Here is a 25503-nt window from a genome sequence, read left to right as displayed (position 1 = left end):
AACACTGGTTTCACATGCATCTGTCTCAGTGATGTAAATTCAACTTTACCCCATTTGCAACCATCAGGGTTCTTTGACTATAGACCTAACAATTCTTTTCTAATTTCTTCTTTAATTGTATCAATAATCTTTTTATCAAGTTTATTTATTAAGGAATCATCAATACCTGTGATGTCATCTGGATTTTGTATCATTTTTTCAATAGCATCATCTATTTTTTTTACTCTTTCTTTATTAATTTCATCAAATATAGGTTTAATGTTTGCGTAACCAGGAGCGCCCTTGCTATAACTTTTGCTGCTTTCGTTGATACAACCACCAGCACCATATGTTTTATTCACGTAGTTTTTACTACATTTTGTTACATCTTTATACCCAATCTCACCATTTTCTATATATGCTATTTTATTATCTTTACTAGAGTTTAGCTTGTCCCCTTTCTTAATTTCTTCTTTTAATTTTAAACTTTGTTCATGAATTATTGTATCTTTGTAATTCTTTCCCCCATAGGTTCTGTATGTACCTCCGCCTGCAACAGTAATTAAATCTTTACAAATTGTTTCTGAAGAGTCTCTGCACATTTTTATTAAAGTTGGTCCCCCATCCTTGTTAGATTCATCATCTTCTTGTCCACCACCTCCTTCTGTCACTTTTACTTTAATATAGGGATAATTGGGGTTGATTTTTAGTTTAGCTTTAATGTAATCACCTGGCATTCCTAGTCTACTTACAGTAGACTGAGCTTTATCAGCTATATGACCAGCTTCACCACCTCCCCATGCTTCTATTTCAACGTAATCATACATTGACAGATCATCTGTATAGCCATCTCCAAGCTCATAAAGTTTTTGATCCCTGTTTTCAATAATCTGCTTCTTATGTTTCAATTGTGCTATTATTATTTCACGTAATCTCTTTTTTAAACCCTCTAAATCGAACCTACACAATTTATCAGCATAAAAGACTTCTGTTCTATTTGCTTTAATCGGTTGATTTTTTAATTGTGTGCACTTTTGTATTTCACCTTTCTCGTTTTTTACTGTTTTACCATCCTTATCCTTGCAATCCACTTCTTCATATCTTAAGTAAAATAGTTTATCATTCTTATCTACATACTGTGTTGAGCGACTACATACTCCATCAAAGCAGAGGCAACCATCATCACCGTGATTACAGTTTTTTTCTTCATACTTTCCATCTGTTAACTCATATACTATTTTGCATTTGTCACAATTTTGTTTTGTATCTACCTCTTTATCCTCTTTTGCCATGCAGTTATCTCTAGACTTATTTTCAGCAGGAATGGAAATATATCCTTTTTTATTAAATATTATTTCATTCAGTGCATCTTGTGGCTGTGCTAAAACCTCAATTGTTTCGTTACAGGGAAAATAATAAAGCTGATCAGACTCCTTTGAATAAACAGTATTGTATTTATTGTATCTTGCTCTCATTGACTTCAGTGATATTAGCTCACTTCCTTTTTCAAGAACGAATTCCTCCGGTTCTGGTTGCCACCCAGAAAGGCAGAGCATTTTACTTTTAGGATTTTCTTTATATTTTATTTCTACTTTTGGATATCCTGAGCCATCTAGTTTGCACTTACCATTCTGAAGCTCTTTACATTCTGCTTCGATATCGGGAACATACCCATATTTTTCTAGAACTTCAAATTGCGAATTATTTTTTAATATACCTTCTATTACGCTATCGATGTCGCTTTTACTGTTACTGCTATCAGTTGTTTTTGCCACTATTGCTGGCTTTACTACTTTTAAAGGTAGATGGCCAACATATGTAGGAGAATTTTTATTAACATAAAAAGTACAGATGCCATTACTGTGAGTTCCACGTGCGTCATAAGTACAAACGTTCTCACTCATCTTCATTTTTACTTTTAGCGTATTTTCGCCTTTACCCTCATTAGGCTTTGGTATGCTCACTTCTTCAATCTTTGGAGCAGGTGGCGCTGGGAAGCAGCGAGCAGGAAATTGTAATTTTCTTTCGGACTCTTCTTCCTCAGTACCATAGTATTCAGCGCAGAGCTGACCTTTTTTTCTATAGGTTTTGAGATAATGGATAGTATCTTTAATAGTAAATGGATAAATTGGAGTATTCTCACTATTTGAAAAACCGCGCGGAAAAGGTAGCTCCCTTCTTTCTTTCAGCTCACCAATAATGACTCCAACTCTTGGATGGAAATAATCATTTTCTTCATTTGTTATAGGAACAATTCTAACTTGTGGTGGTGACATCGCAAGTTGTTCACAAAATGGAGGTGGGCCAGGTGCAAGTGGTACAGGCACACATTGTACTTTGGTTTGATAGCAGGTATCGCAAACATTTTCCATATTCCCTGGACGGAAAATATTTTCCCCTGAAAAGATTCTAGAAAGACCTCCAAAAAAAGTGTCCATACAAGCCCCTTTCTGACTGCAAGCACATATTTTAGGGGCATTAGCAAATTTTACTTTTTCTTCATCAGTAACACCATCTGCCCATTCCCATTCAAGGCGTTTCGCAATTCCTTCTTTGATTTCTTTACTGTTATCTGTCTTAATTGTTCCATCAGCTAACATTCTATCTCCTTCCCAATCGATAAAAGCTGCTGCAGAAACTCCAGCACCTGTGGCTTGTGTGCCATATATTTTGTGGCAAGATGTTCCACTGGATAATATATAACAGTTGTCGTTCCCTTCGTAGTCGCAGACCTTAATCTTTGGATTAAAATAACCATCAATTCCTTGGTCTTTTACTTGTCTTACTGTAATATATTGGTATAGCTTTTCATCAACTTTAAAACTACCTTTAGTACCAAAAGTAAAAATTGCTAAAAAACCCTCCAAAGCTTTTTTGCCTCCAGCTTCAAGTGTAGTATTACTCTCTACAAGAGGCGGACAATCAGCATATCCTTGATAAGAAAGACAAAATATCAAGGAGAATATCAATAAAAAATTAAGCTTTACATTTTTCATAGAACGCCGGTAACCACTTACTCACTTTTTCGCCTTTTTCCTTTATTGCTTCATACATATACTTTATAGTCTCTTTATTAGCTGAAAGTACATGTATTTCTTTCATATTCTTCAAATCTAGATTTAAAGTTACTAAACCTTTGTATTGCTTTATCAAAAATAAACCTTCCTGTGTTGGTGTTTGCAAAATGACATTCAGTTCCTCTTTCGACAGAGAAAATGCTTTCATGTATAACCTGTTTGCATTTATGTTCGGCATCAGGATTCTCGTATCGACATGCTTATCTAAATATTGAGTAAACTTGCTAGCAAATGCTAGGTTTAAGTTTTCAGTACTTAGAATTACTACAACATTTAACTTTGTCATTCTTTGCATCCAGTCGTCAAACTCTCCCTCTGTAGGAAAAATATTACTTATCTCCCATGCTTCATCCAAAACAAGTATTGCAGGTGAGCCATCACATTTTGCTTCGAAAGAGTATAAGAAATAGTAAAGTATCACGGACATACATTCTTTTTGCTTAGTGAGATTTGCAGTATTGAGGGATATAGTTTTTGTTCCCCAGTCAATATCTGACTCATCACCATCTTGGAATAAGTAAGCAAATTCACCTTCACCACACCATTTACTTATTTTGCCTCCAAGAAGTAAAAGCACTTCAGAAATTTGAGAAATAGATCGCGATTCTCTTGGTATAGCAAATATAGAATCTACAATTTTTTTTGTCTTTTCTTCTACGTCTACCAAACTTGCATCTGCAACCATCCTTTTGATCAATTCAACAAGCATATTGCGATTAGAAGCACTATCTTCAATGTTCAGTGGGTTAAATTTTAGACTTTTATCTTTATATTTTGGATCAATTATGTAATATTGGCCGCTTACTGCTTTAGTAAATATTATTGATTTTCCAGTATTATCCAATATAACAATCCTAGGGTTAAATTTTCTTGATTCCGAAAGTAAGAAATTGATCAGTGAGGTTCTACCTGAATTTGGAGCTCCAAGTATTGTGGTATGACCATTATTTTTCTTTCCATGAAAGTTAAAAAAGTAAGGACTGCCTTTTTTTGAAAAAAAAACTGTTACTGCTTCTTTCCATCTTCCTCCTTTTAACGTACCTGATGTAAAATCATGCAACATAGCAAAGCTGCAAGCATATTTTTCTAATATATTTTTTGGTTGTGTAACAAAAGCAAAGTTTCCAGGAAGCTGTGCCCAAAAATGATTTTCCATGTGCAGATCAGTTCTAAACATCATCAACCCGATTAACGACATTACAGAGGATAAATCGCTGATATTTTTAGCTAACCTATTCTTATCATCTGCAAAGATTGTAACAATAATTTTCTGTTGACAAAAATCCATAGCAGAAATTTTTTCAAGCTCTATTATTTCATTTATTCCTGAGTTTTGAAGTAAGGTATTGTCCTCACTGATTTGCAGTATATTAATTTGTTTTTTGAATTCTTTTACTGCTTTATTATTACTAGTAAATATTATTATTTCTGTGATGATAAGCTCAGAGTCAAGTTGCAAACACCTATCTATATTTTCTAAGGGGATTTCTCGATATTCCTTTATGCAAAAAATAGAACCAAACTTCTGTTGACCTTCAAACGATGTTTGAAATTTATTGAAACCGAAAGCTACTTTTAGGTTTTTCACATGCTGCGATAGGTCCCTTTCACATATTGGATAATCTTTGTGCGTTAATGTAATAATGTAATGGAGAAATTCCATCATTTGAGAATATATTTTGCCTTCACTAGACCTAAGGCCCAGTTTTTTAGCTCCAAAAGGTTCTAAATCTTTTTGAATCAGGTCAGTTATTTTTTGTAATTCTTGATGATTTTTTTGTAAAAATAACTTGTGCCTATTCTTTATCCCGCCAAAAAAAAATGCATTATTAATATTTTTGCCAAAATCACTAAGTAACACCACAATGTACAATTCATTTATATACTGTAGTTTACTATCAACTAGTTTATTAAACCACGTTGAGTGTAGCTGATCGGAAAAGTCTGCAGTTTTATTCCACTGTAAGCTCAGTTTATTGCGCTTACGGACAGTGTGAATCCAAACGGTAAAATATAAACTCTTGATATTTTTTGATATACTTTTTCTAATTTCAGTTCTAAGATCACCATAGTTATCAACTGAAGAATAGTCTTCTAATTTGATTATTTTTAACAATTCCCCCTGTTTTGTTAGTATAGTTTCTTCATCGTAGTGGCAAGCATAAGGGATAAAATCTAAATTAATACTTTCTAGTAACGCTAAATTGTTCTTTTTTTCAGAATTAGAGCTAGTGGCTGGTACTTTTGGTTGCATACAACATTATGTGTATTCAATAAAAAGATAATTAAAAAACATAAAAATACTATCTTAATTTTTATCTTTTTTTTCGCTGTCGGGCTGTAATTTTATATCTTTTGCAAAGTTGAATTTTTCTTTCAAGTAATCTGTTGCTTTTTCTGTACTCCCAAACATCATGATCAGTACACCAAACAGTATCATGAAGAAAATTAGACCTCTGAACACTACTGCAAGTATCACTGTAGCTATACATAACCCTATAATTGTCGAAGGATTCATATTTTCCATAGTATCTTTAACTGAAAATGAAGAAATAAGTTCTTTCAACGTTCCTGGTATATTTTTCAATTCATCACTTGCTTTGCTAGAACATGACATGAAGATAAAACTTAACAGGGCTACAATAGCAAAAACTCTACCCAATTGAATACGCATCAGCTAAATACCTTTAAGATACTCCTTAACTGTAACAATTTTTACATCAATAGGCAAGAACCGAATTCACTTGCTCACCATAAGTAACTCATATTTAATTTTTACCACGCCGCAAGCTTTTTATCGTCAACAAGAGGACTCACATTAATGGATGTCAATTTACTTGATAGAAAGTTTGAACGCAATTCAACTGCTGCAGCTGTAGCAAACACTGCAGCCACCACAAACAGTCCTGCTCCTACTAATCCTGATGTCATTGCTCCTGCAACAATGCACCCTATTGCTAAGAGAGCAGAACTTGTTACAAGTGCGACGTGAAGATTTTTGTTTTTGATTTTACTATTATTTTCATAATTATTGGATTGCATTGTATCTTTTACCTTACTGCCTGTCACTGAGATCACACAATGAGGCCCTTCTTCAGTCTTCTTATAATGTTTAGAAGGGGATCTTCTTCCGCTTGGGCCTTTGGGCCTTGTTTTGTTCGGATGTGCTAATTTTGTTTTTCCTTCATCTTCTAGTTGCAAACTATTATCTTCCTCAGCAGGGTTTAATTTTAAGTGTACACTTTCCTCAGATGAAATGCTTGTTACTGAAGTTAAGCTGTTCCTTCTGCTACTTGATGCCAAGCTAGATGAATTTATTCGACTATCTAAATCACTACTACTACTGAGTTTAGAAGTATTTGCACCACTTGGCACTTCTACAGCATTCACAGTTATATTAGGCTTTTCATTTTTTAAATCTTTACTATCAATCGAAAGATCAGATTGACTATTCAATTGTGATTGTGTGATCTTCTTTCTTGCTTGCGATTGTTTTGATGTAAGAATTGTTGAAGCATCATAACTATCTAAACTTCTCAAGGAATTATATGTTCCAGAGATTCCTTTTCCACTTACACCCTTAGCTAAAGAATCCTTTTCCAGAGGATTAATACCTGAATTTTTAGGAATTTCAACTTTACCAGAAAGACTTTGTTTGTTAAATGTTTCCGCATTACCTTGTCTATCTTGTTGATTTTGAATAACGCTAGAATGATTTTTGTCACTGCCCTTATTAGTAATTTCTAAAATTATTCGTAATATTTCCCCTCTTATTGTTGGTGATCTTTGTGATGATTTTTCTTCATTGTTAAGTACTGAAGGTTTCATTAATTCCTCTGACTCTATCACTTCTTTTTCCAATGCTGGAAGAAATTTCTTGGTGTAATAATTATAATATTTTTCTTGCTCTCTCAGTAATTTTTCTAATTTAATTAATATGTTCGGATCAGCTCCTTTGTTGAACAACTCTATGCATTTTGCGATAGTTCCATCTCCCTTTTTTAGATTTTCATGATTATGTCTTTTTTTTGTGACCTTTTTGTGTATAATTTCGTGCAACTCTTTCGTTTTTGATGCTGAAGAATTCCCTGTTTTCTCCTTTCTCTTATCTGAGATTTGTGAACTTCTGATAGGATCGCTAGTAGATGAGTAAGTATTGTTTCCTACTGCGCTATCAAATAGCACTCTTTTCTCATATGATGAATCAAACATAACATTCCTCTCATATAAATAAAATGTATGAATACCTCTTTAGCGTTAATTTTACATTAAAACCGGGCAGTTATGCCTTATTGCGGATAATTATAGCAATTTGCTAACTATTTTCTTTGCTGATTACTGATTTTACATTTCAACATAATTGCTTGCCTGTTGAACTAACATATCTATCACTTCTTTTACAGGCTTTTCTCTATCAACCATGCCAACACTTTGACCGGCCATTAAAGATCCTGTTTCAACATCTCCATCAATTACTGCCCTTCTTAAGGCTCCAGCCCAGAACTTTTCTATTTCAAGCTGCCCATTTTCTTTTGAGATTTCTCCATTTTGATATTTATCAATAATGTCTCTTTGATGCTCCATAAAATCGTCACTTGCTTTGTTAACTATAGCCCTTACTGGAATTACAGGGAAATCAGCACTAATCTGCACAGAAGATACAGCATTACGCGCAGCTGATTTGATGAATACTTCTTTAAAATTTTTGTGAGCGATTGACTCATTCGTGCAGACAAATAATGTACCTATTTGACAGCCACTTGCTCCCATTTCTAGGTAGTTCACTATCATTTCGCCTCTTCCTATTCCACCTGCAACAAACACCGGTGTTTTCTCATTTTTAAAATGAGGTAATATCTCTTGTGCGAGAACAGAAGTGCTAACAGGACCGATATGTCCTCCTGCTTCCATACCTTCTATTATTAACGCATCTACTCCCATTTTTACTAACCTTTTCGCGAGGCTTAATGCTGGTGCAAAACACATAACTTCAATGCCCGCACTCTTGATTTTTTCTATATTAGGCTTCGTTGGTAGTCCACCTGCAAGCACTATATGGCTTACTTTCGTTTCAATGCACACATCTATCAACTCACTCAACTTTGGGTGCATAGTAATTAGATTTACACCAAATGGTTTGTTAGTTAATTTCTGTGTCTCTATGATTTCTTTTTTCAGTAAGTCTGGAAACATTGCACCACATGCAATTACACCAAAACCACCGGCATTTGAGATTGCTGAAACTAAATTTCTCTCTGAAACCCAGCTCATAGCGCCACCCATTATGGCAAACTCACTACCGAGAAAATTTGTTCCTTTTTTCCAGAGGCTACTTAACATATAACCTATATCATACGTTTAAAAATGTTTTGTTTATCTATAAATGTGTGTTTTAAAGCACCAATTATATGCAAGGCTATAAAGAGTATCATAAAATATGCAAGTATCGAGTGTAACTGATTAGCTGCACTAGCTAGATCTTCATTATGGTTAATTAATAAAGGGATATGAAAAAAATATTTGATCTCTTTGCTAGAAGCAGAAGACATGACATAACCAGATAGTGGCATTAGCACCATCAAAGCATATAAACCAAAGTGTATCGTTTTGCTCGCATTGATTACAAATCGAGAAAAATTGGCTGGTAATGGCGGAACATAAGTAAAGACGCGAAAAAATATACGTACTATAATTAATCCAAGAACGGTGATACCACAAGCCTTATGAACAGCGTATATGCTGAATTTAATTTCACTGCTAATCGGCAAATTTTTCATGTATAGTCCAGAACAAAGCATGCCAATAATAAAAGCAGACATTAACCAATGAATGATCCTTAAACCTAAACTATATTTATTGTCTTTCATTAATTTTGATTACTCTAAAGTAGAATTTATATAGTAGAAAAACTATTTCTCAATCAAAATTATCTATACATAATTTCGCTGCCTTGATCAACATAAGTGCAATAATTGTATGTGACACATAAACATTGTCTATCAGATCATGAAGAAGTGGTGAAGTTTTTGAGAGTTTTTCTATTGTAACGATGAGTTATAGCTTGTACAAGAAGCCTATTGACTTTAAGCACATTTTACCCTATACAATTCCAATACCTTAAGCTACCAAAGCATGCCTGATCTAAAGACAATGATGCTAAATTTTGGTCCTCAGCACCCAGCTGCACATGGGGTGCTACGACTTGTTTTAGAGATGGATGGTGAAGTGATCGAGAGAGCAGACCCCCATATTGGGCTTTTGCACCGTGGCACTGAAAAATTGATAGAACATAAAACATATCTTCAAGCTCTGCCTTATTTTGACCGCCTTGATTATGTGTCGCCAATGTCACAAGAGCATGCATATTCGTTGTGTGTAGAGAAATTGTTGCAATGTGAAATTCCAATTAGAGCAAAATATTTGCGTGTTTTGTTTTGTGAGCTGACAAGAATACTAAATCATTTACTAAATATCTCTTCTCAAGCACTTGATGTTGGGGCGATGACTCCTCTTTTATGGCTCTTTGAAGAGAGAGAAAAAATACTCGAGTTCTATGAAAGGGCCTCAGGTGCAAGATTTCACGCAGCTTATATAAGGCCAGGTGGACTTGCAGCAGATATCCCAGAAGGTTTGATTGAAGATATTGGAAAATTTATAGAGCAATTTCCAAAGTATATAGATGATGTTGATGAACTTTTAACGGAAAATAGGATATGGAAGCAACGCACTGTAGGAATTAGTGAAATATCAATAAAACAGGCGCTTGATTGGGGCTTTAGTGGACCAATGCTCCGTGCTGCTGGGCTTGCTTGGGATCTGCGAAAAAGCCAGCCATATGAGATATATGACCAATTAGATTTCGATATACCAATTGGCCAAAATGGTGACTGTTATGACCGTTATTTAGTAAGAATGGCGGAGATCAGACAATCTATCAGCTTGGTGAAGCAATGCATAGAGAAGATGCCTGAAGGGTCAATAAAAACTGAAGATAGAAAAATTTCTCCACCGCCAAGAGCAGAAATGAAAGAATCTATGGAGGCTATGATTCATCATTTTAAGCTTTATTCAGAAGGATATCATGTGCCAGAAGGTGAGGCTTATGTGGCTGTTGAAGCGCCAAAAGGCGAATTTGGAGTATATATAGTTTCAGACGGTACCAATAGACCTTATAGATGTCGAATAAGAGCACCTGGCTTTGCACATTTACAGGCCTTAGATTTCATGGCAAAAGGACATATGCTTGCTGACATTGCAGCAATTATCGGTTCACTCGACATAGTCTTTGGTGAGATTGATAGGTAATTATTGTAAAATAGTAACTCAACTAATGGTCAATACATCCTCTATTAAAAACTGCACAAATTCATTGCCATTCCAGTAATTCATAGAGATTTTACCCAAAATGGCTTTAACATTACCCTGCATAATAGCAGAGCCAAGCTCAGTATTTGCACAGCGAAACGCAATAGCTTTGACCATAACATTATCGTCAGCAATAAAACATTTTATATGGTCAACTCCTATAACTTCCGGCTTTCTTATCTTTGCTCCTTGAATGATGAATCTCGGTTCAGGATTGCCAGCTCCAAATGGCTCTAAGCGCTGCAGTTGATTCCAAAGGGATAAGTTTATTGCTTTAGCTGTTACTATACCATCAGCTTTTATAGTTTTATCGTTTGTGGAGTTTGCAAATCTTTCAGTAAAAAAATCATGTAGATCACTTATTTTATCTTCCTTAATCGAAAATCCTGCTGCCATACTGTGACCACCACCTTCAATGATTAGGTTGGTAAATTTTGCAGAAAGAACCGCAGCACCAATATCTACTCCAGAAATTGACCTACAGCTTGCTTTTCCTATTCCATTGTTTAAAGATATCACTATCGTTGGTAAGTGAAACTGCTCTTTTAGTCTTGATGCAATGATACCAATTATTCCCTGGTGCCAATTACCACTTACCATTATAAAATTTACACCTAAGTGGGCAAAATTTTCCGCTTGTGTTGTGGCTTCCAAAATAGCCTCATTTTCTAGCATTTTTCTTGCATTATTCAAATCTATTAGTTTTAGCGCGATTGAATGTGCATCATCATCATCATCGGTGGAAAGCAACCTTGCACCGAGCGATGCTTCTCCAATTCTTCCTCCGGCATTTATACATGGCCCAATACTAAACCCTAATCGTGAAACACTTGGTTTTTCAAGGATTCCCAAAGCGTCAAACAAAACACGTAAGCCAACATTTTTTCTTGCTGACATAACTTTTAATCCTTGTAAAACAAAAGCCCTATTTAGGCCTGTAATCTGCATAACATCGCAAACAGTTCCAAGAGCAACCAAATCCAGTAGATCAAATAAATCTGGTTCTTTTTTGTTGGTAAAAAATCCTTGCTCACGTAGGATTCTGTTAAGAGCAACAATTAGCAGAAATGACACTCCAACTGCTGCTAAGTTATTATAAGGAGAGCTCTCATCAAGGCGGTTGGGATTAACAACTGCTACAGCACTTGGTAATTTTTCTGTTCCAAGGTGATGGTCGACAACTATAATATCAAGTCCAAAGACTTTTGCATCTTCTATTGGTTGATATGCAAGCGTACCGCAATCAACAGAAATACATAAATCAATACCATTCTTTTTAAGTTGTAATAAAGCATCTGTGTTCAATCCATAGCCCTCATCAACACGATCTGGAATATAGATTATAGAGCGTGTTCCAATCGCTCTTAGGTACCTATTAATCAATGCTGATGACGTTGCACCATCAACATCGTAATCACCAAATATTGCAATATTCTCATTATTGTTTATTGCTTTTATTATGTGAGAAACAGCTTTATCCATATCAAGGAGGTGAAAGGGATCTGGTAATAGCGATCTGATTAGTGGGTGTAAGAAGTCATGTGCATTTTCTATGTTAACACCACGAGCAACTAATATTCTTGCTAATATTTCTGGCAACTCAAATCTCTGTATAAGAGTAAAAATCTCCCTTTGATCTGCTTCTTGTAACTTCCACAGTGCATTTGTTATGCTGCGTTTTTCAATATCAAGTAGCATATTTTTTGTAAATAAAACTACTTTACCAGAACTTTTACGCTTGTTCTATAATTGTGTTAGACTTCTGTATAACCTAAAGAAAGATATAGGAGAGTGTCACTCGAAAGGAATCACATTTATTTTGACAAAGAGCATCTGTAAAATCTGATACTTCTTCTTGCATAACATGCTCTTTAATTAGTATTATATCTATATTAGCATATAAGTGTGAATATTATATTAGTGTAATTACTTTTTGGTATACATAACAAATTTATGCCTGGAAACAGTTTTTGGTTACTCAAACCTTTTCTACCTTTATTTCATATTCTTTAAAGTATTTTTTGCACTTTCTTTATAAAAACCATAGGTACCAATCGGTTTTTAGCTTAAGAATAAAGGTTAAGTATCTGGAATTCTGGACATAAAATCCTCCTGAAAGATTAGAAAGAAAATGCAGCGCATATACAACAGAATTTGAACACGTGCTGAAGAAGATACACTACGTTTTTTTTTGAAAAATTGACTGAAAAGTCTGCAGACGAAGATAGATTTTTGAGCTCTTAAAATACCTCTACTGTTAGAGTAAGGAAAGCGAGAAGGTTTGTCAAGCAATCTTTATTGGCTGTTGTACTAGAATTCAGTTTTTCGTATAATTTGCTAGAATTTGTGTGAAGAATTTTAAATATGAAAGGCCTATATATTAAAACTTACGGCTGTCAGATGAACGTTTATGACTCCATTTTAATGGAGAATATAGTTAAGCCTTTAGGGTTCAACGTTGTTAGTGATGCAGAACAAGCTGATTTGGTGATATTAAATACTTGTCATATTAGAGAAAAGGCAGCAGAAAAGCTTTACTCAGAGCTTGGAAGAATCCATTCATCACAAAAAAATAAGGAAATGACCATAGTGGTGGCTGGATGTGTAGCGCAAGCAGAGGGAGAAGAAGTGTTCAGAAGGGCTCCTTTTGTTGATATTGTTGTTGGTCCGCAGAGTATTTCTGCTTTACCGGAGTTAATAGTCAAAGCAAGCAGAAGTAAAGGTCATGTAATAAATACTGATTTTCCAGAAGTTGCGAAGTTTGATAAATTGCCAGATGAATGCTATGGCAATAGCCAGGGGTCTTCTGCGTTTCTTGCCATACAAGAAGGTTGTGATAAATTTTGTACGTTTTGTGTGGTACCATATACACGCGGGGCTGAGTATTCACGACCAGTAAATGAAATATTCCGTGAAACATTGAAGTTAGTTGCAAATGGGGCAAGGGAAATCAATTTGCTCGGTCAAAATGTTAATGCTTATCATGGAGAGTGCGAAGGAGAGGTGTGGGATTTAGGAAAATTAATTAGTCACATTGCTAAAATTGAAAAGCTAGAAAGAATCCGCTACACAACTTCTCATCCAAGAGATATGCACGAATCTCTCTACTTGGTACATGCGGAGGAATCAAAACTCATGCCGTTTGTTCACCTACCTGTGCAGTCAGGTTCGAATAAAATATTGCATGCAATGAATAGAAAACACACGGCAGAGGAATATTTGGGAATAATAGACAGATTGCGCAAATTGAAACCTGAAATCGAATTTTCTTCTGATTTTATTGTTGGTTTTCCTGGAGAAACTGAAAAAGATTTTGAGGAAACTATGAAGTTAGTAGAAAAAGTAAAGTACGCTCAGGCTTATAGTTTTAAATATAGCCCAAGGCCAGGAACGCCAGGGGCGGAAAGAAAAGATCAAGTACCAGAAGAGGTTAAAACAGAGCGTCTTCTTCGTTTACAGGAATTAATTAGCAAGCAACAACTTGAATTTAATCAGAGTATGATAGGAAAAACTATTCCTGTTCTATTCAGTGATAAAAAAGGTAAACACCAAAATCAAATTATTGGTAAAAGCCCATACATGCAATCAGTATGCGTTGATGATCCTGACGATAAATACAAAGATAAAATAGTAAATGTAAGGATATTGGAAGCTCGGCAAAATAGTTTGTTGGGATGCGCTGCCTAATTAGAGAAAAGTGCTCCCATGGTCTCATGTAGAAGCACTTTGTGTGTTTTTATAAGTTTATAAGCTATCTAGATTTAATCCTTAAAGGACTACAACTCTCTGTTACGCAATCATATGAGACTTGATATAATAGATTTGCGGGATTTTTTTTCTTTTCCCACTGATAGTGTACTTTTTCAACCTTTCCAGAATTATTATATTCATAAGAAAGCGATCTCCAAATAACGCTGCTTTTACTATTATTTTTGTTAGCATCGTGAAATTTCTGATAAGGCCAACTGTTATTGTCTTTATTCATCTTTAACTTAAGTAAATAAGTCTGATTTATTAATATGCTGTATAATAATGTCAACACCTATCAATGTTTATAGAAACAGAGTTTTTGGATTTGTAATTTTCCAGAAAGCTCTATATTCTTTGATTTTATCCAGTTAAAATGAATATGAAGTATTATCCTGATACAAGCAGCAGTCCTGATTTTTCATTGCTAGAAAAGGAAATCATAAAATTTTGGCAGGAAAATAAAATTTTTGAGCAGTCAGTCGAGAAACGTTCCAAGGATCATTGTTTTGTATTTTATGATGGGCCTCCGTTTGCAAATGGACTTCCGCATTACGGACACTTGCTTACTGGTTTTATAAAAGATGCATTTGCAAGATATCAAACTATGCTGCAAAAAAGGGTTGAACGCAGATTTGGTTGGGATTGCCATGGGCTACCGGCTGAGATGGGCGCGGAAAAGGAACTTAGAATATCTGGTAGAACTGAGATAGAGAAATTTGGCATTGAAAAATTCAATAATCATTGCCGTACTTCTGTGATGAAATTTTCATCAGAATGGGAGAAGTATGTAAATAGACAAGCAAGATGGGTAGATTTTCACAATGACTATAAGACTATGGATAAGTCATTCATGGAGTCGGTCATGTGGGCATTTAAGCAGCTTTATGATAAAGGTCTGGTGTATGAATCAATACGCGTTGTTCCCTATAGCTGGGCGTGCGAAACTCCACTCTCTAATTTTGAAACAAGGCTTGATAATGCATATAGAGAAAAAATTAGCAAAGCTGTAACTGTTGCTTTTGAACTTTTAGAAAATCCAAAGCAATTTAAACAAAAATGTAGATTACTTGCTTGGACTACAACGCCTTGGACGTTGCCGAGCAATCTTGCACTGGCAGTAGGGGAGGATATTGAGTATTGTATGGTGTTAGTAAATGGTGAAGTCTGCATCTTTGCTGAAAGTTATTTAGAGAAATTTGTCAGCCACTGTGAACAAAGCAATATTCAATATGAAAACTGTAATACAAAACTTAAAGCGAGTGATCTTGCAGGTCTTTCCTATAAACCACTGTTTGATTACTTTAAAGATACAAAAAATGCGTTCCGTGTTTTCATTGCTGATTATGTTACAGGAGAAGATGGTACTGGTGTTGTACACACTGCTCCTGGATTTGGTGAAGAAGATTTTTACCTTTGCCAAAGTCATGATATTCGAGCTGTTTGTCCAGTTGATAACGCTGGAAAATTTACTACTGAAGTTTCAGATTTGGCAGGAGTTCATGTTTTTGATGCCAATGATACAGTAATCAAGAAATTAAAAAGGCAGGGGAGCTGGTTTAAAACTGAGCAATATATTCACAATTATCCACACTGCTGGAGAACTGACACTCCTTTAATCTACCGCACTATGCCTTCTTGGTATGTTGCTGTGACAAAGTTTAAGGGAAGAATGACAGAGCTAAATAAGAGAGTTAATTGGATGCCAAATCATATAAGAGATGGTCAATTTGGAAAATGGCTTGAAGGAGCGCACGACTGGTCTATTTCACGCAATCGATTCTGGGGTACTCCAATTCCTGTGTGGAAATCAGACGATGCAAAATATCCAAGAGTGGATGTGTATGGCTCAATAGCAGAACTAGAGCGAGACTTTAATGTTAAGATAGATGACTTGCACAGACCGTTTATCGATACTTTGACGAGACCAAATCCTGATGATCCAACAGGAAAATCAGTTATGCGTCGTGTGCCTGATGTGTTTGATTGTTGGTTTGAGTCTGGCTCGATGCCGTTCGCGCAAGTTCACTATCCGTTTGAAAATAAAGAATGGTTCGAGAAAAATTTCCCTGCGGATTTTATCACTGAATATATAGCACAAACAAGAGGATGGTTCTATACGCTTTTTGTGCTTTCCACTGCTTTATTTGACAGTGAGCCATTTAAGAACTGCATATGCCACGGTGTGGTTCTTGATGTGAAAGGGCAGAAATTATCCAAACGTCTGAATAATTATGCGGACCCAATGGAAGTGTTTGACAAATATGGTTCTGATGCGCTGCGTTTTCTTATGCTGTCTGGTTCCATTGTCTGCGGTGGTAATTTACTACTCGACAAAGAAGGAAATTTAGTGCGTGATGTTCTGAAAAACGTAATAAAACCTATTTGGAACAGTTATCACTTTTTTACTATGTATGCAAATGCAGATGGAATTAAAGCTGAGATTTGTAGGGATTATCAGAATACTATTGATTGCTACATGATTTCAAAATGTTTTGAAGCTGTGGAAGGTATGCGAGCTTCTATGAACAACTATAACTCTCAGGAAGCTTGCAAAATCTTGACAGATTTTTTTGAAGTGCTAAATAATTGGTATATTCGTCGCAGTCGCGAGCGTTTTTGGAAAAGTGACTTAGATCAAGATAAAACCGACGCTTATAATGTTCTGTACACAGTTTTTTATTACATACTACGGGCTGCAGCTCCTTTGTTGCCACTTATAACAGAGACTATATGGCAGGGGCTGAAGTATAAAGAAACATCTGTTCATTTGGCTGATTTTCCACAATTAGATAGATATAATAGTGAACTCATTGCCAAGATGGATTTGGTAAGGGAAATATGTAATGCTGCACTCTCTATTAGAAACATGTTTAACATACGTATAAGGCAGCCACTTGGTAGCATGACTATTTATCATAAGTCTTCCTGCAATTTTCTTGAAGATGAATATCAAGAGATGGTAAGAGATGAGGTGAATGTAAAAGAACTAGAAATAGTAAGTGAATTGAAAGAGGTTGCATCACTAGAGTTAAAATTAAATTTTCCTGTGCTTGGAAGAAAAGTTCCAGACAAAATCAAGAAACTAGTTCAATACGTTAAGGAAGGAAAGTGGAAGCAAGTTGAGAATGAGCAAATATTTCTGGGGGATGAAACAGAGAGCTATACTATGGAAAAAGGTGAATATGAACTATTATTAAAAGCAAACAGTGAATATTCTGCTGTGTTTGATAATAACAAAGGAGTTGTTATTCTAAATACTGAATTAAATAATGAACTAATTCTAGAAGGGCTGGCAAGAGATATTGTGAGGCTTATTCAAGAAACTAGAAAACAGGCTGATTTTTATATATCAGATAGAATCAGAGTAATAATCAAAGCAGAAGATGAGAAAGTTAAAGAGGCAATAAACAGGTGGGATGAGTATATAAAAGAGCAGACCCTTGCCTTATCTTTGGACACTAATAAAGAGATCGAGGCCGATTTCTATTCTAAGGAATACCAAGGTTTGACAGTTGGTATTAAGTTAATAAAGTTGCAAAGTTAGTAATGTTTATGCTATACTTAAATTACTTTAAGTAGGGTGGTGATATGAATCAAGTTGTTGCAGATGGTCATAGAGAAGTTATTGATTTAAATAACAACAGTGATGGTTTAGGTAAAGTAGAATCTATTTCCAATGTTGCTTTGGAAGAGGAAGAAGAGTTTTTTGATGCTATGGAAGATGTTTCTAATGTAGAAGAAGGGAATGATTTAGGTCTTGCTAATTCAGAAGAGGAAGAAGAGTTTTTTGATGCTGTAAGTAAGCAGGATTGGTTAATTAAACAAATAGCTGCTTTTAATGTTCCGCTCAGTATATTCCATTATAAGGATTATGACTCTGACTTTTTTACCTCTTGGTATAATATGTCAAGCGAAATATTGAAAGAGATAAACAGAGCTTGCCCAGAGAAGAAAGTATTAAATTTAGCTCTGTCAGTTTTAATGCTCCCTTATATTGCTTTTACTGCACTGGGGTTAGTCATATACAGTAGATTTAAAGCAAATAGCAAGACACAAGAAGGTGTAGTGGAAGATAAGACAAAAAAGAGTGAAACAGGTGTGCCAAAAAGATTGGCATATGGCGCTCTTGCTGCAATGGCAATTTTTGTTAATGTGACTGTGCTTGTAGCCTTAATCGTTCCTGCAACAGTTGCTTTGGCTACTTTTTATCTTTTAAATAGAGATTTATCTCACTCTTTAGTTACTGCTCTTAAAATAACTATGGGGCAGTATTCTAATAAGCACCAAAATATTGAGATATCTTTTCATGAAACGGAGTTTCCTGAACCAAACATTACATGGGATATGGAAATAAAGTTTCCACCGCAATTTAAACAATTACTTAGAGATTTATGCGATAATGAAAATAATCAGTGGTTTAGTGTAACGCGGGATTCAGAGCGCAATATCGTACTGAAATTGTCAACTAACATCAATTTAAAAAATGGTCTTAAGCCCTTGCGTAATAAAATCAAGAGTGTGCTTGCAACTTCGATTCAAGAATGCGCAAGAACTATGGAAGAGCTGATGAAGCTAGAAAAGAAAGATATTACACATGATAAACTGAAGGAGTTGTTGAACGAATTCAGGCTGAAAGTTGTAGATAGTATAGGCCATCAATTGACAACTCATTTGATAGAAAATGCTTATCAAGTTGCCTTCATACAAGCAATTAAGTTTCAGCAAAATAGACGGGGAGAAGATTTTTCACTGGAGGATGAGCTAAAAAATACTTTAGTGAAACAGAAATTAGAAAGTCAAGGTAAGGAATTACCAAATGAGAAAGAGATGATAATAGGAGATATAAAAAAACTGAAAAATAAAGAGGCACTTGATTTAGCTGATGAAGATGATCGATTAGAAGCATTGGGAAAAGTAGGTGGGATAACAAGAGATATAAGTGATGATGCACTTCCTGTATTTAAAGCAGAGTGGGAACGACTTAAAGAAGAAGGGAAAATAGCTAAGAGTACAATCATTGATGTTTATAAGGATATATATCCTCAAGAAACGAAGAAAGCTCTAGATAACACTAAAAGAGAGATTGAGTGTTTAAAAAAAGAAGGACAGGAAAGATATATTAGGATACATGAAAAATTGAAAGCAATATATGATGAAGGAAAAAATAACTTAACAGACAATGATTTAAAAAGGAAATTAGAAGGTCTTTTTAAGTTCGAGTATGGTGATCAAGAAGTTGAGCGAAGGCTAGTAAAATCAGTAATGAGAAAAGCAAAGGGTGAGTTAAGCCTGTTAGGAATACTAAGCTTAATAGACCAGTTTCGAGATTTAGAAGAGGAGATAAAAGGTCCTTTGAATGGGGAAAGTTTAGAAGAAGCTTCAGGTAAAGTGAATGATTTTATAGCAAAGATGTATTTAGAAATAACGAAACGTAAAACGCAAGATTTGTTTAAAAGTCAAGCAAAGGGTATAGAGAATTCATGTAAGCTGTTAGAGGAAAAGGAGCCGGATTTAGTACAGAGGATTAATGTGCACCGAGTGAAAATTGCAGAATGCTTAGATCAACCTATATCGTTAAGAGAAGTAATAGAAGTAATAGAAGAAAGTGAGGATTTAAATAAGTACTTAGAAGATGAGCGAAAGAGAAAAGGAGAAAAGCATCCAAATACAAAGCTAATACAGAAGCACTTAGAAAATAACAAAGAAATTCTAAAAGCATTAGAACAGTTAAAATTAGAAAAAGAAGGATTGTTGATAAATGAAAAAACAAAAAATAATTATAGAGAAGAGCTAGAATCTCGTGAAAAAATAAAATTTGCAATAATAGAGGATGATTTACTGGAGGCGTTCGAGCATGAAATTTTTGATGAAGAAGCAATTAAGAAGTTACTAGAGAGAGCAGAACTTGAGTACTATTTGGCAGAAAAGTGCATAAAAAGTCCTGTGATTAAGACAAAAGACAATATCAAACATTTTTGTCAAGATTTATTGTCTCCTTTAATAAATAGGTTGGTGGAAAATATAGTAAATAATGTACCAAAAAGTGATAAGAGTTCATGGCTGCAGCCTATAAAAGCTATTAGGACAGGCTTGGGATATATTCAAACAGGTCTTGCCGTTGCAATGCGTGGGGATAAGAGCACAGAAGGAAAAGCGTTGAGTGTGGCACATGATACTCATAAGGAAGTAGAAACATTTCTTCAACATTTTCAATCAAGTTATGAGGAAGTAGGAGTTTTTTTGGGTAATTTATTTTCTGATGATGGAACGACATTTAAAAATGATGTCTGGCCTAAAGTAGAAGAGCATTTGCATGGAATGTGGGATAGGTTTTTCAAGGATATTGAATTCAAGATAGGGAATAAATTGGATGAAGTAAACGTGACACAGCAAAATCAGGAAACGGCGATTACGGCTTAATAATGAGCTCTCAAAGTTCCTTCAGTATTTTCACACACTAAGTTGACTATCATATTTGATTCTTTTTGGATTTCCTCTTCAGTTAAAGTGTGAGTTGGAGAGCAGAAAGTAACTGAAAATGCTATAGACATCTTATTCGATTCTATATTGTTTCCATGATATACATCAAATATCAAAACTTCTGTGATGAGCTCTGAGCTTTTTTTCACCATATTGATTATACTGCCTGCTGCTACATCTTTATTTACAATAAATGCAAAGTCGCGTTTTACACTTTGATATTTATAATCGATAAATTTTTTTCTACTTATAGGTAAATTTTCGATATTTTCTAATATCAACTCAAAGCCTACAATTTTTTGTTTAATGTTAAAAAAATCCAATATACTCGGATGCAATTCTCCAAAATAACCAACTATTTTACTTCTAAAAGATAAGGAGCCTGATTTTCCTGGGTGATAATATTCTTTTTCTGCTCTCTCTATTGCTAAATTATCACAATTGACATTAAAAAGTTCCAAAGCTGTTATGAGGTCAGCCTTTGCGTCAAAAATATCTATTTTCCTATCAGTGTTATAGTGGTTTTTCGGCGAATTATTTCCTGATCTAATTCCACTTAAAACGTACTTAGACTGAGCCTCACCATTATAAATTGGTCCAATTTCAAAAATTGCGAGATCAGATATCCCGTGAGCAATATTATCTGCAGTGACTTGCAACAAATTTGGTATGACACTTGGCCTCATTATATTGAAGTTATTATTAAATGGATTATCGATAATGAATAACTTATTCAAGTAACCAAACTTTTCAGCTGTTGATTCACTCATAAAAGACCAAGTTATCACTTCATGAAACCCTCTGCTTGTCATTAAAATGCGCAAATCATCTTGTGTCTCTTCTTCTACTGTAACGTCTTCTGCTAGTTGCTCTTCCTTTATTTTATCATAGCCGTATATTCTTACTACCTCTTCAACTAAGTCAGCAGGTATGGTTACGTCCGGTCTCCAGCTTGGTACTTGTATATTCCAATTACCTTCGGTTTTTTTATCGATACTAAACCCTAGCTTTGTTAAAATATCGAATACCTCATTAGGTGATGCAGATACACTTCCAAGTTTGTTTGCATTCTGATAATCAAAATTTATCTTGGTATAAGCCTTATTCAAATTGCCAGCAGACACTATGCTTGACACTTCTCCGCCACATAAATCCAAAATCATTTTGGCTGCAAGATTGAGTCCATCAAGGGTAAATTCAGGGTCAATTGAACGTGCAAATCTGTAACTTGAGTCTGTGGAGATGCCTAGCTGCCTTGAAGATTTAGTGATGGAGATGGGGTCAAACCAAGCAGACTCTAAAAAGATATCAGTAGTTTCAAGAGTGCATTCACTGTACTTACTTCCCATAATTCCAGCAATTGCCTGAACGTTTTTATCATCAGAAATAACGCTTATGTCTTTGTTCAATGAGTATTCTTTATCATTTAAACCAATAAATTTTTCTCCATCGTTTGCTTTACGTACTGTGAGCTCTCCTTCTATTTTTTTTGCATTATATGTATGCATTGGGCGATTAAAGGATATCATGATGTAATTAGTAATATCAACTATTGCAGAAATGGAGCGCATTCCTATCGATTCCAGACTATCTTTTAGCCATTTTGGACTCTCTTTATTTTTTACATTAGTGATATATACTCCACTAATAAAACTCTCCCCATCGATGACTTTGACGTTTATTAGTGAGTTCATAGAAGCGGTAAGTTGTGGAATGATTAAAGTCTTTAACGTTCCAATTCCAGTTGCTGCTAGATCACGTGCTATTCCATAAACACCTAAGCAATCTCCACGGTTTGGAGTGATGTTTATGTCAATTACAGGATCGCAATTGAAAAATTTATCTCCTGTTTTATAATCATCAGAAAGCTCGATTATTCCTTCACTTTCATCTTGAGTCAGCGAAAGCTCAGAGGCAGAGCAGAGCATCCCTTCACTTAGCACTCCTCTTATTTTTGTAGGCTTAATTGTAAAGTTGCTTTCTGGCAATGTGCTACCAAGAGATGCAAGTACAGTCTTCATGCCTTCTTTAACATTTTTTGCTCCGCAGACTATCTGCAGAACTTTACTTCCATCATTTACTCTACATAATTTTAATTTATCAGCATTTGGATGAGGTGCGACTTCTAATACTTCTGCAACAACAAACCCGGCCAATCTGGAATTGTCGATCACATTCTCTACTTCCAACCCTATGTGAGTTAATTTATCAGTAATTTCCTCTAAACTAGCATTGGTTTCTAAGTACTCTAATAACCAAGATAATGTGAATTTCATCTATCTAACAAGAAACAAAAATTCATTGTAATGTAAAATGTGATGTTTTTAAAGTTTGTTGTAATAAGTGGCTTCTATATTGCAAGAAACAACAGAGAAGCCTACTCTTTCTACAAAGAAAGAATTTTCTTTATATCACCTTTGCAGTCCATTTCCATGCAGAGTTGAATGTTCATATTGTGATCATCTATATGGAAATTATAAATGTAAGCATCACCAGTGAAATTTCCTATAACATCATGGCTTTCATTTAGCATTTCACCTGCCATGTGGAAAAGACCAGTGTCTGAGTTAGAAGAATAATCTGTAAACTTGATGTACCCGTTACCACATTCCTGTTCTAAATTTAAAGGTGGATTAGTAAAATCTATTTCGTTCATAATTGCCTCATATTAAAACTAAATTATAGTTAAAATAAGATGTTAAGTCAAGAATTTAGAATAAGATTGGTAGCTGACTATAATTTGCATTTTAATTGTATATTTTGTTAATATGTTAATGCTCTAATAATACAGAGCTCCTTATCTTAATTCTTGACTTTATTTTATAAAATTTATACTTTATTTACTGCTGCAGTTTAAGTATACAGGGTCAAAATGGCGTTAAATCCGCTAGAACAATTTAAAGTATATACAATAATAGAACTACCAAAATTATTTGGGTATGACATAAACTTTACCAACTCATCTCTTTTTATGATGATCTCGGTGATATTAATGGTACTGTTTTTGCTCCTTGGAATAAGAAAAGGTGCAGTAATACCAGGATATTTGCAAGCTGCAGTTGAATATGTATATGATTTTGTTGTTTCAATAATAGAAAGTAACACTGGAAGCAAAGGTTTGGAGCACATTCCTTTGATATTTACAGTATTTATTTTCATTTTATCGTGTAATTTAGTTGGTGTTCTTCCTTATAGTTTCACAGTTACAAGTCATGTGATAGTTACCTTCGCTTTATCAATGGTGGTTTTTACTTATATAACGATTGTTGGGTTTAAAGAAAGAGGAGTAGAATTTTTACGTATATTGCTACCAAAAGGAACTCCTTCGTGGCTTGCACCTATAATCATCATTATTAAATTATTTGCTTATTTAGTAAGACCGATTAGTTTATCAATAAGGCTTGCAGCAAATATGATTGCGGGTCATACAATCATCAAAGTGATAGCAGGATTCGTCATAAATATGAACATATTTTTTACACCTGCACCTTTTTTGTTTATAATTGCACTAATAGGATTTGAAGTATTTGTTGCAGTTTTGCAAGCTTATATATTTACTATATTAACATGTGTATATTTGTCAGATGCAGTAAAGTAATTGACTTCCTTGCAGAATATTTTACAATTATATTATAAAGAAATAGTTAAAGGTAATATATGGATTTAGTGGCTTTAAAATTTATAGCAATTGGTTTGGCTGTATTTGGAATGCTCGGTGCTGGTTTAGGTATAGCTAATATCTTCTCTGCTATGTTAAATGGGATTGCGAGAAATCCTGAGTCAGAAGGTAAAATGAAAAGTTACGTTTATATTGGTGCTGCCATGGTTGAAATCATGGGGTTGCTTGCGTTTGTACTTGCAATGTTATTAATATTTGCTGCTTAACAGATGCCACAGCTTGATGTTTCAACTTTCTCTTCTCAAATTTTTTGGTTTTTAATTTTTTTCTCTTCACTTTTTTTTGTAGTGAGTTGTTTGTTTTTACCGAAGTTAGATGAAATAATAAGCACTAGAAGTAAAGAAGTGTTAGATTCATTTAATAGTTCTATTCACCTTTTAAGACTTACAGAAGAGCAAATTGCCAAGTATAATGCAGCTTTAAATCAAGCTAGAGTACGGGCAAAAAAAATCATAGATGATGCATTTGCTCAAGTAGAAGAAATGAGAGCGAATGTTAAGGATATATTGGAAGAGGAAGACAAGAAGATGATTAAACTTGTTGAAGAAAAGGTAGTACAATTTAAATCTAAGTATATTAGTGAATTAAAACAAATGGCTACTAGTATTGCTTTGATTTACTATACTAAGTTAACTAATTCTGAGATTGAAGAGGAATTTGTTGCTGACTTGGTGTCAAAAGAATTTTAGGGTTTTTATGTCTACATTACTAGTTATAAGCCTTGCTTTTTTAGTAGGTTTTATCCTCTCATATAAATTGCTAAGGAAGGTAATAAAAAACGCGCTTAACAATAAACGTAACAAAAGCAAGTTTTCAAGTGAAGAAACTGAAAAATTCAGAAAAGATATGTTGGAGTATTACAAAAAATCTTCTGAAAAATACAAAAAATTAGATGCAGAAGTTAACAAAATGATGAATGAAGCACTTGATAAGGCTAATAGTATTATTAAGCATAATAGACAGCAACTCGATCAAACGTTAGATGAAAATGCCCATTCTAATTTGAAGAAAGTTACTGACCAAGTTGAAAAAGCTCTTGGGGATTTACAAGCTAACACAGCGAGTATAGCTGCTGATGCTGTAAAAAAAATAATGCATGAACGTAAAGATGATAAGCGTAGTAGTGAGGTTATATCTTCGTTTTCACGTGACTTGAGCAAAAAGTTGCATTAA

At 34.5% G+C, this 25503-nt stretch carries 18 protein-coding genes; 8 read left to right on the top strand and 10 right to left on the bottom strand.

The features are described 5' to 3' along the window. Positions 1 to 77 precede the first annotated feature (77 nt). From ABWU56_RS06540 to ABWU56_RS06515, 6 genes are all read right to left on the bottom strand, one after another. Positions 78 to 2975, bottom strand: coding sequence for a hypothetical protein (locus ABWU56_RS06540; protein WP_264730173.1), 2898 nt, complete (start codon positions 2973 to 2975; stop codon positions 78 to 80). Next, positions 2956 to 5310: a type VI secretion protein gene (locus ABWU56_RS06535; protein WP_353281367.1), complete on the bottom strand. Its 2355-nt coding sequence runs from the start codon at positions 5308 to 5310 to the stop codon at positions 2956 to 2958. Before ABWU56_RS06535 ends, ABWU56_RS06540 begins: the two co-directional genes overlap by 20 nt. Before the next feature lie 54 nt (positions 5311 to 5364). After that, positions 5365 to 5730: a hypothetical protein gene (locus tag ABWU56_RS06530; protein ID WP_010402638.1), complete on the bottom strand. Its 366-nt coding sequence runs from the start codon at positions 5728 to 5730 to the stop codon at positions 5365 to 5367. A 101-nt stretch (positions 5731 to 5831) separates the two neighbouring features. After that, on the bottom strand, positions 5832 to 7268 hold the full coding sequence (locus ABWU56_RS06525; protein WP_353281366.1) for a DUF350 domain-containing protein: 1437 nt from the start codon (positions 7266 to 7268) through the stop codon (positions 5832 to 5834). Between the two features lie 132 nt (positions 7269 to 7400). Then, a complete protein-coding gene (locus ABWU56_RS06520) occupies positions 7401 to 8396 on the bottom strand; it encodes an NAD(P)H-dependent flavin oxidoreductase (RefSeq protein WP_007302056.1) in 996 nt (331 codons plus the stop codon). 5 nt (positions 8397 to 8401) lie between these two features. Then, positions 8402 to 8923: a cytochrome b gene (locus ABWU56_RS06515; protein ID WP_353281365.1), complete on the bottom strand. Its 522-nt coding sequence runs from the start codon at positions 8921 to 8923 to the stop codon at positions 8402 to 8404. A gap of 265 nt (positions 8924 to 9188) precedes the next feature. On the opposite strand from ABWU56_RS06515, the gene ABWU56_RS06510 reads away from it, so the two are divergent. Further along, positions 9189 to 10361, top strand: coding sequence for an NADH-quinone oxidoreductase subunit D (locus ABWU56_RS06510; protein WP_353281363.1), 1173 nt, complete (start codon positions 9189 to 9191; stop codon positions 10359 to 10361). 18 nt (positions 10362 to 10379) lie between these two features. Here the strand turns inward: ABWU56_RS06510 and recJ are convergent, their stop codons facing one another. Then, positions 10380 to 12119 (bottom strand): single-stranded-DNA-specific exonuclease RecJ, encoded by a 1740-nt coding sequence (recJ, locus tag ABWU56_RS06505; protein WP_353281362.1) that lies wholly within the window; start codon positions 12117 to 12119, stop codon positions 10380 to 10382. Positions 12120 to 12785: 666 nt separating this feature from the next. Between recJ and miaB the strand changes: the two genes are divergently transcribed. Next, entirely contained in the window at positions 12786 to 14108 is a 1323-nt protein-coding gene (gene miaB / locus ABWU56_RS06500; RefSeq protein ID WP_353281360.1) for a tRNA (N6-isopentenyl adenosine(37)-C2)-methylthiotransferase MiaB, read from the top strand. Between the two features lie 64 nt (positions 14109 to 14172). Here the strand turns inward: miaB and ABWU56_RS06495 are convergent, their stop codons facing one another. Next, positions 14173 to 14406: a hypothetical protein gene (locus ABWU56_RS06495; protein ID WP_010402600.1), complete on the bottom strand. Its 234-nt coding sequence runs from the start codon at positions 14404 to 14406 to the stop codon at positions 14173 to 14175. A 138-nt stretch (positions 14407 to 14544) separates the two neighbouring features. Between ABWU56_RS06495 and ileS the strand changes: the two genes are divergently transcribed. Continuing rightward, complete coding sequence (ileS, locus tag ABWU56_RS06490; protein WP_353281358.1) at positions 14545 to 17715, top strand: isoleucine--tRNA ligase; 3171 nt, start codon at positions 14545 to 14547, stop codon at positions 17713 to 17715. Between the two features lie 44 nt (positions 17716 to 17759). Continuing rightward, positions 17760 to 20591, top strand: a complete 2832-nt coding sequence (locus ABWU56_RS06485) for a hypothetical protein (protein WP_353281357.1) — start codon at positions 17760 to 17762, stop codon at positions 20589 to 20591. Here ABWU56_RS06485 and pheT read toward each other — a convergent pair. Both pheT and ABWU56_RS06475 read right to left on the bottom strand, forming a co-directional pair. Then, positions 20588 to 22927, bottom strand: coding sequence for a phenylalanine--tRNA ligase subunit beta (gene pheT / locus ABWU56_RS06480; RefSeq protein WP_353281355.1), 2340 nt, complete (start codon positions 22925 to 22927; stop codon positions 20588 to 20590). The genes ABWU56_RS06485 and pheT overlap by 4 nt on opposite strands. Positions 22928 to 23037: 110 nt before the next feature. Then, positions 23038 to 23307: a hypothetical protein gene (locus tag ABWU56_RS06475; RefSeq protein WP_010402566.1), complete on the bottom strand. Its 270-nt coding sequence runs from the start codon at positions 23305 to 23307 to the stop codon at positions 23038 to 23040. 216 nt (positions 23308 to 23523) lie between these two features. Here ABWU56_RS06475 and ABWU56_RS06470 point away from each other — a divergent pair, with 216 nt between their 5' ends. Genes ABWU56_RS06470 through ABWU56_RS06455 form a run of 4 tightly spaced genes read left to right on the top strand, consistent with a single transcriptional unit; the run spans position 23524 to position 25503 of the window. Continuing rightward, on the top strand, positions 23524 to 24249 hold the full coding sequence (locus tag ABWU56_RS06470) for a F0F1 ATP synthase subunit A (RefSeq protein ID WP_007302047.1): 726 nt from the start codon (positions 23524 to 23526) through the stop codon (positions 24247 to 24249). A gap of 59 nt (positions 24250 to 24308) precedes the next feature. Beyond that, positions 24309 to 24536: a F0F1 ATP synthase subunit C gene (locus ABWU56_RS06465; RefSeq protein ID WP_006014985.1), complete on the top strand. Its 228-nt coding sequence runs from the start codon at positions 24309 to 24311 to the stop codon at positions 24534 to 24536. A 3-nt stretch (positions 24537 to 24539) separates the two neighbouring features. Then, a complete protein-coding gene (locus ABWU56_RS06460) occupies positions 24540 to 25019 on the top strand; it encodes an ATP synthase F0 subunit B (RefSeq protein ID WP_007302046.1) in 480 nt (159 codons plus the stop codon). A 7-nt stretch (positions 25020 to 25026) separates the two neighbouring features. Further along, on the top strand, positions 25027 to 25503 hold the full coding sequence (locus ABWU56_RS06455) for an ATP synthase F0F1 subunit B (protein WP_052264897.1): 477 nt from the start codon (positions 25027 to 25029) through the stop codon (positions 25501 to 25503).

The sequence above is a fragment of the Wolbachia endosymbiont (group B) of Horisme vitalbata genome (genome assembly GCF_964028625.1).
Classification (GTDB): domain Bacteria; phylum Pseudomonadota; class Alphaproteobacteria; order Rickettsiales; family Anaplasmataceae; genus Wolbachia.
Note: the sequence above shows the minus strand (reverse complement) of the source record. Positions and strands in the feature narration are given on the sequence as shown.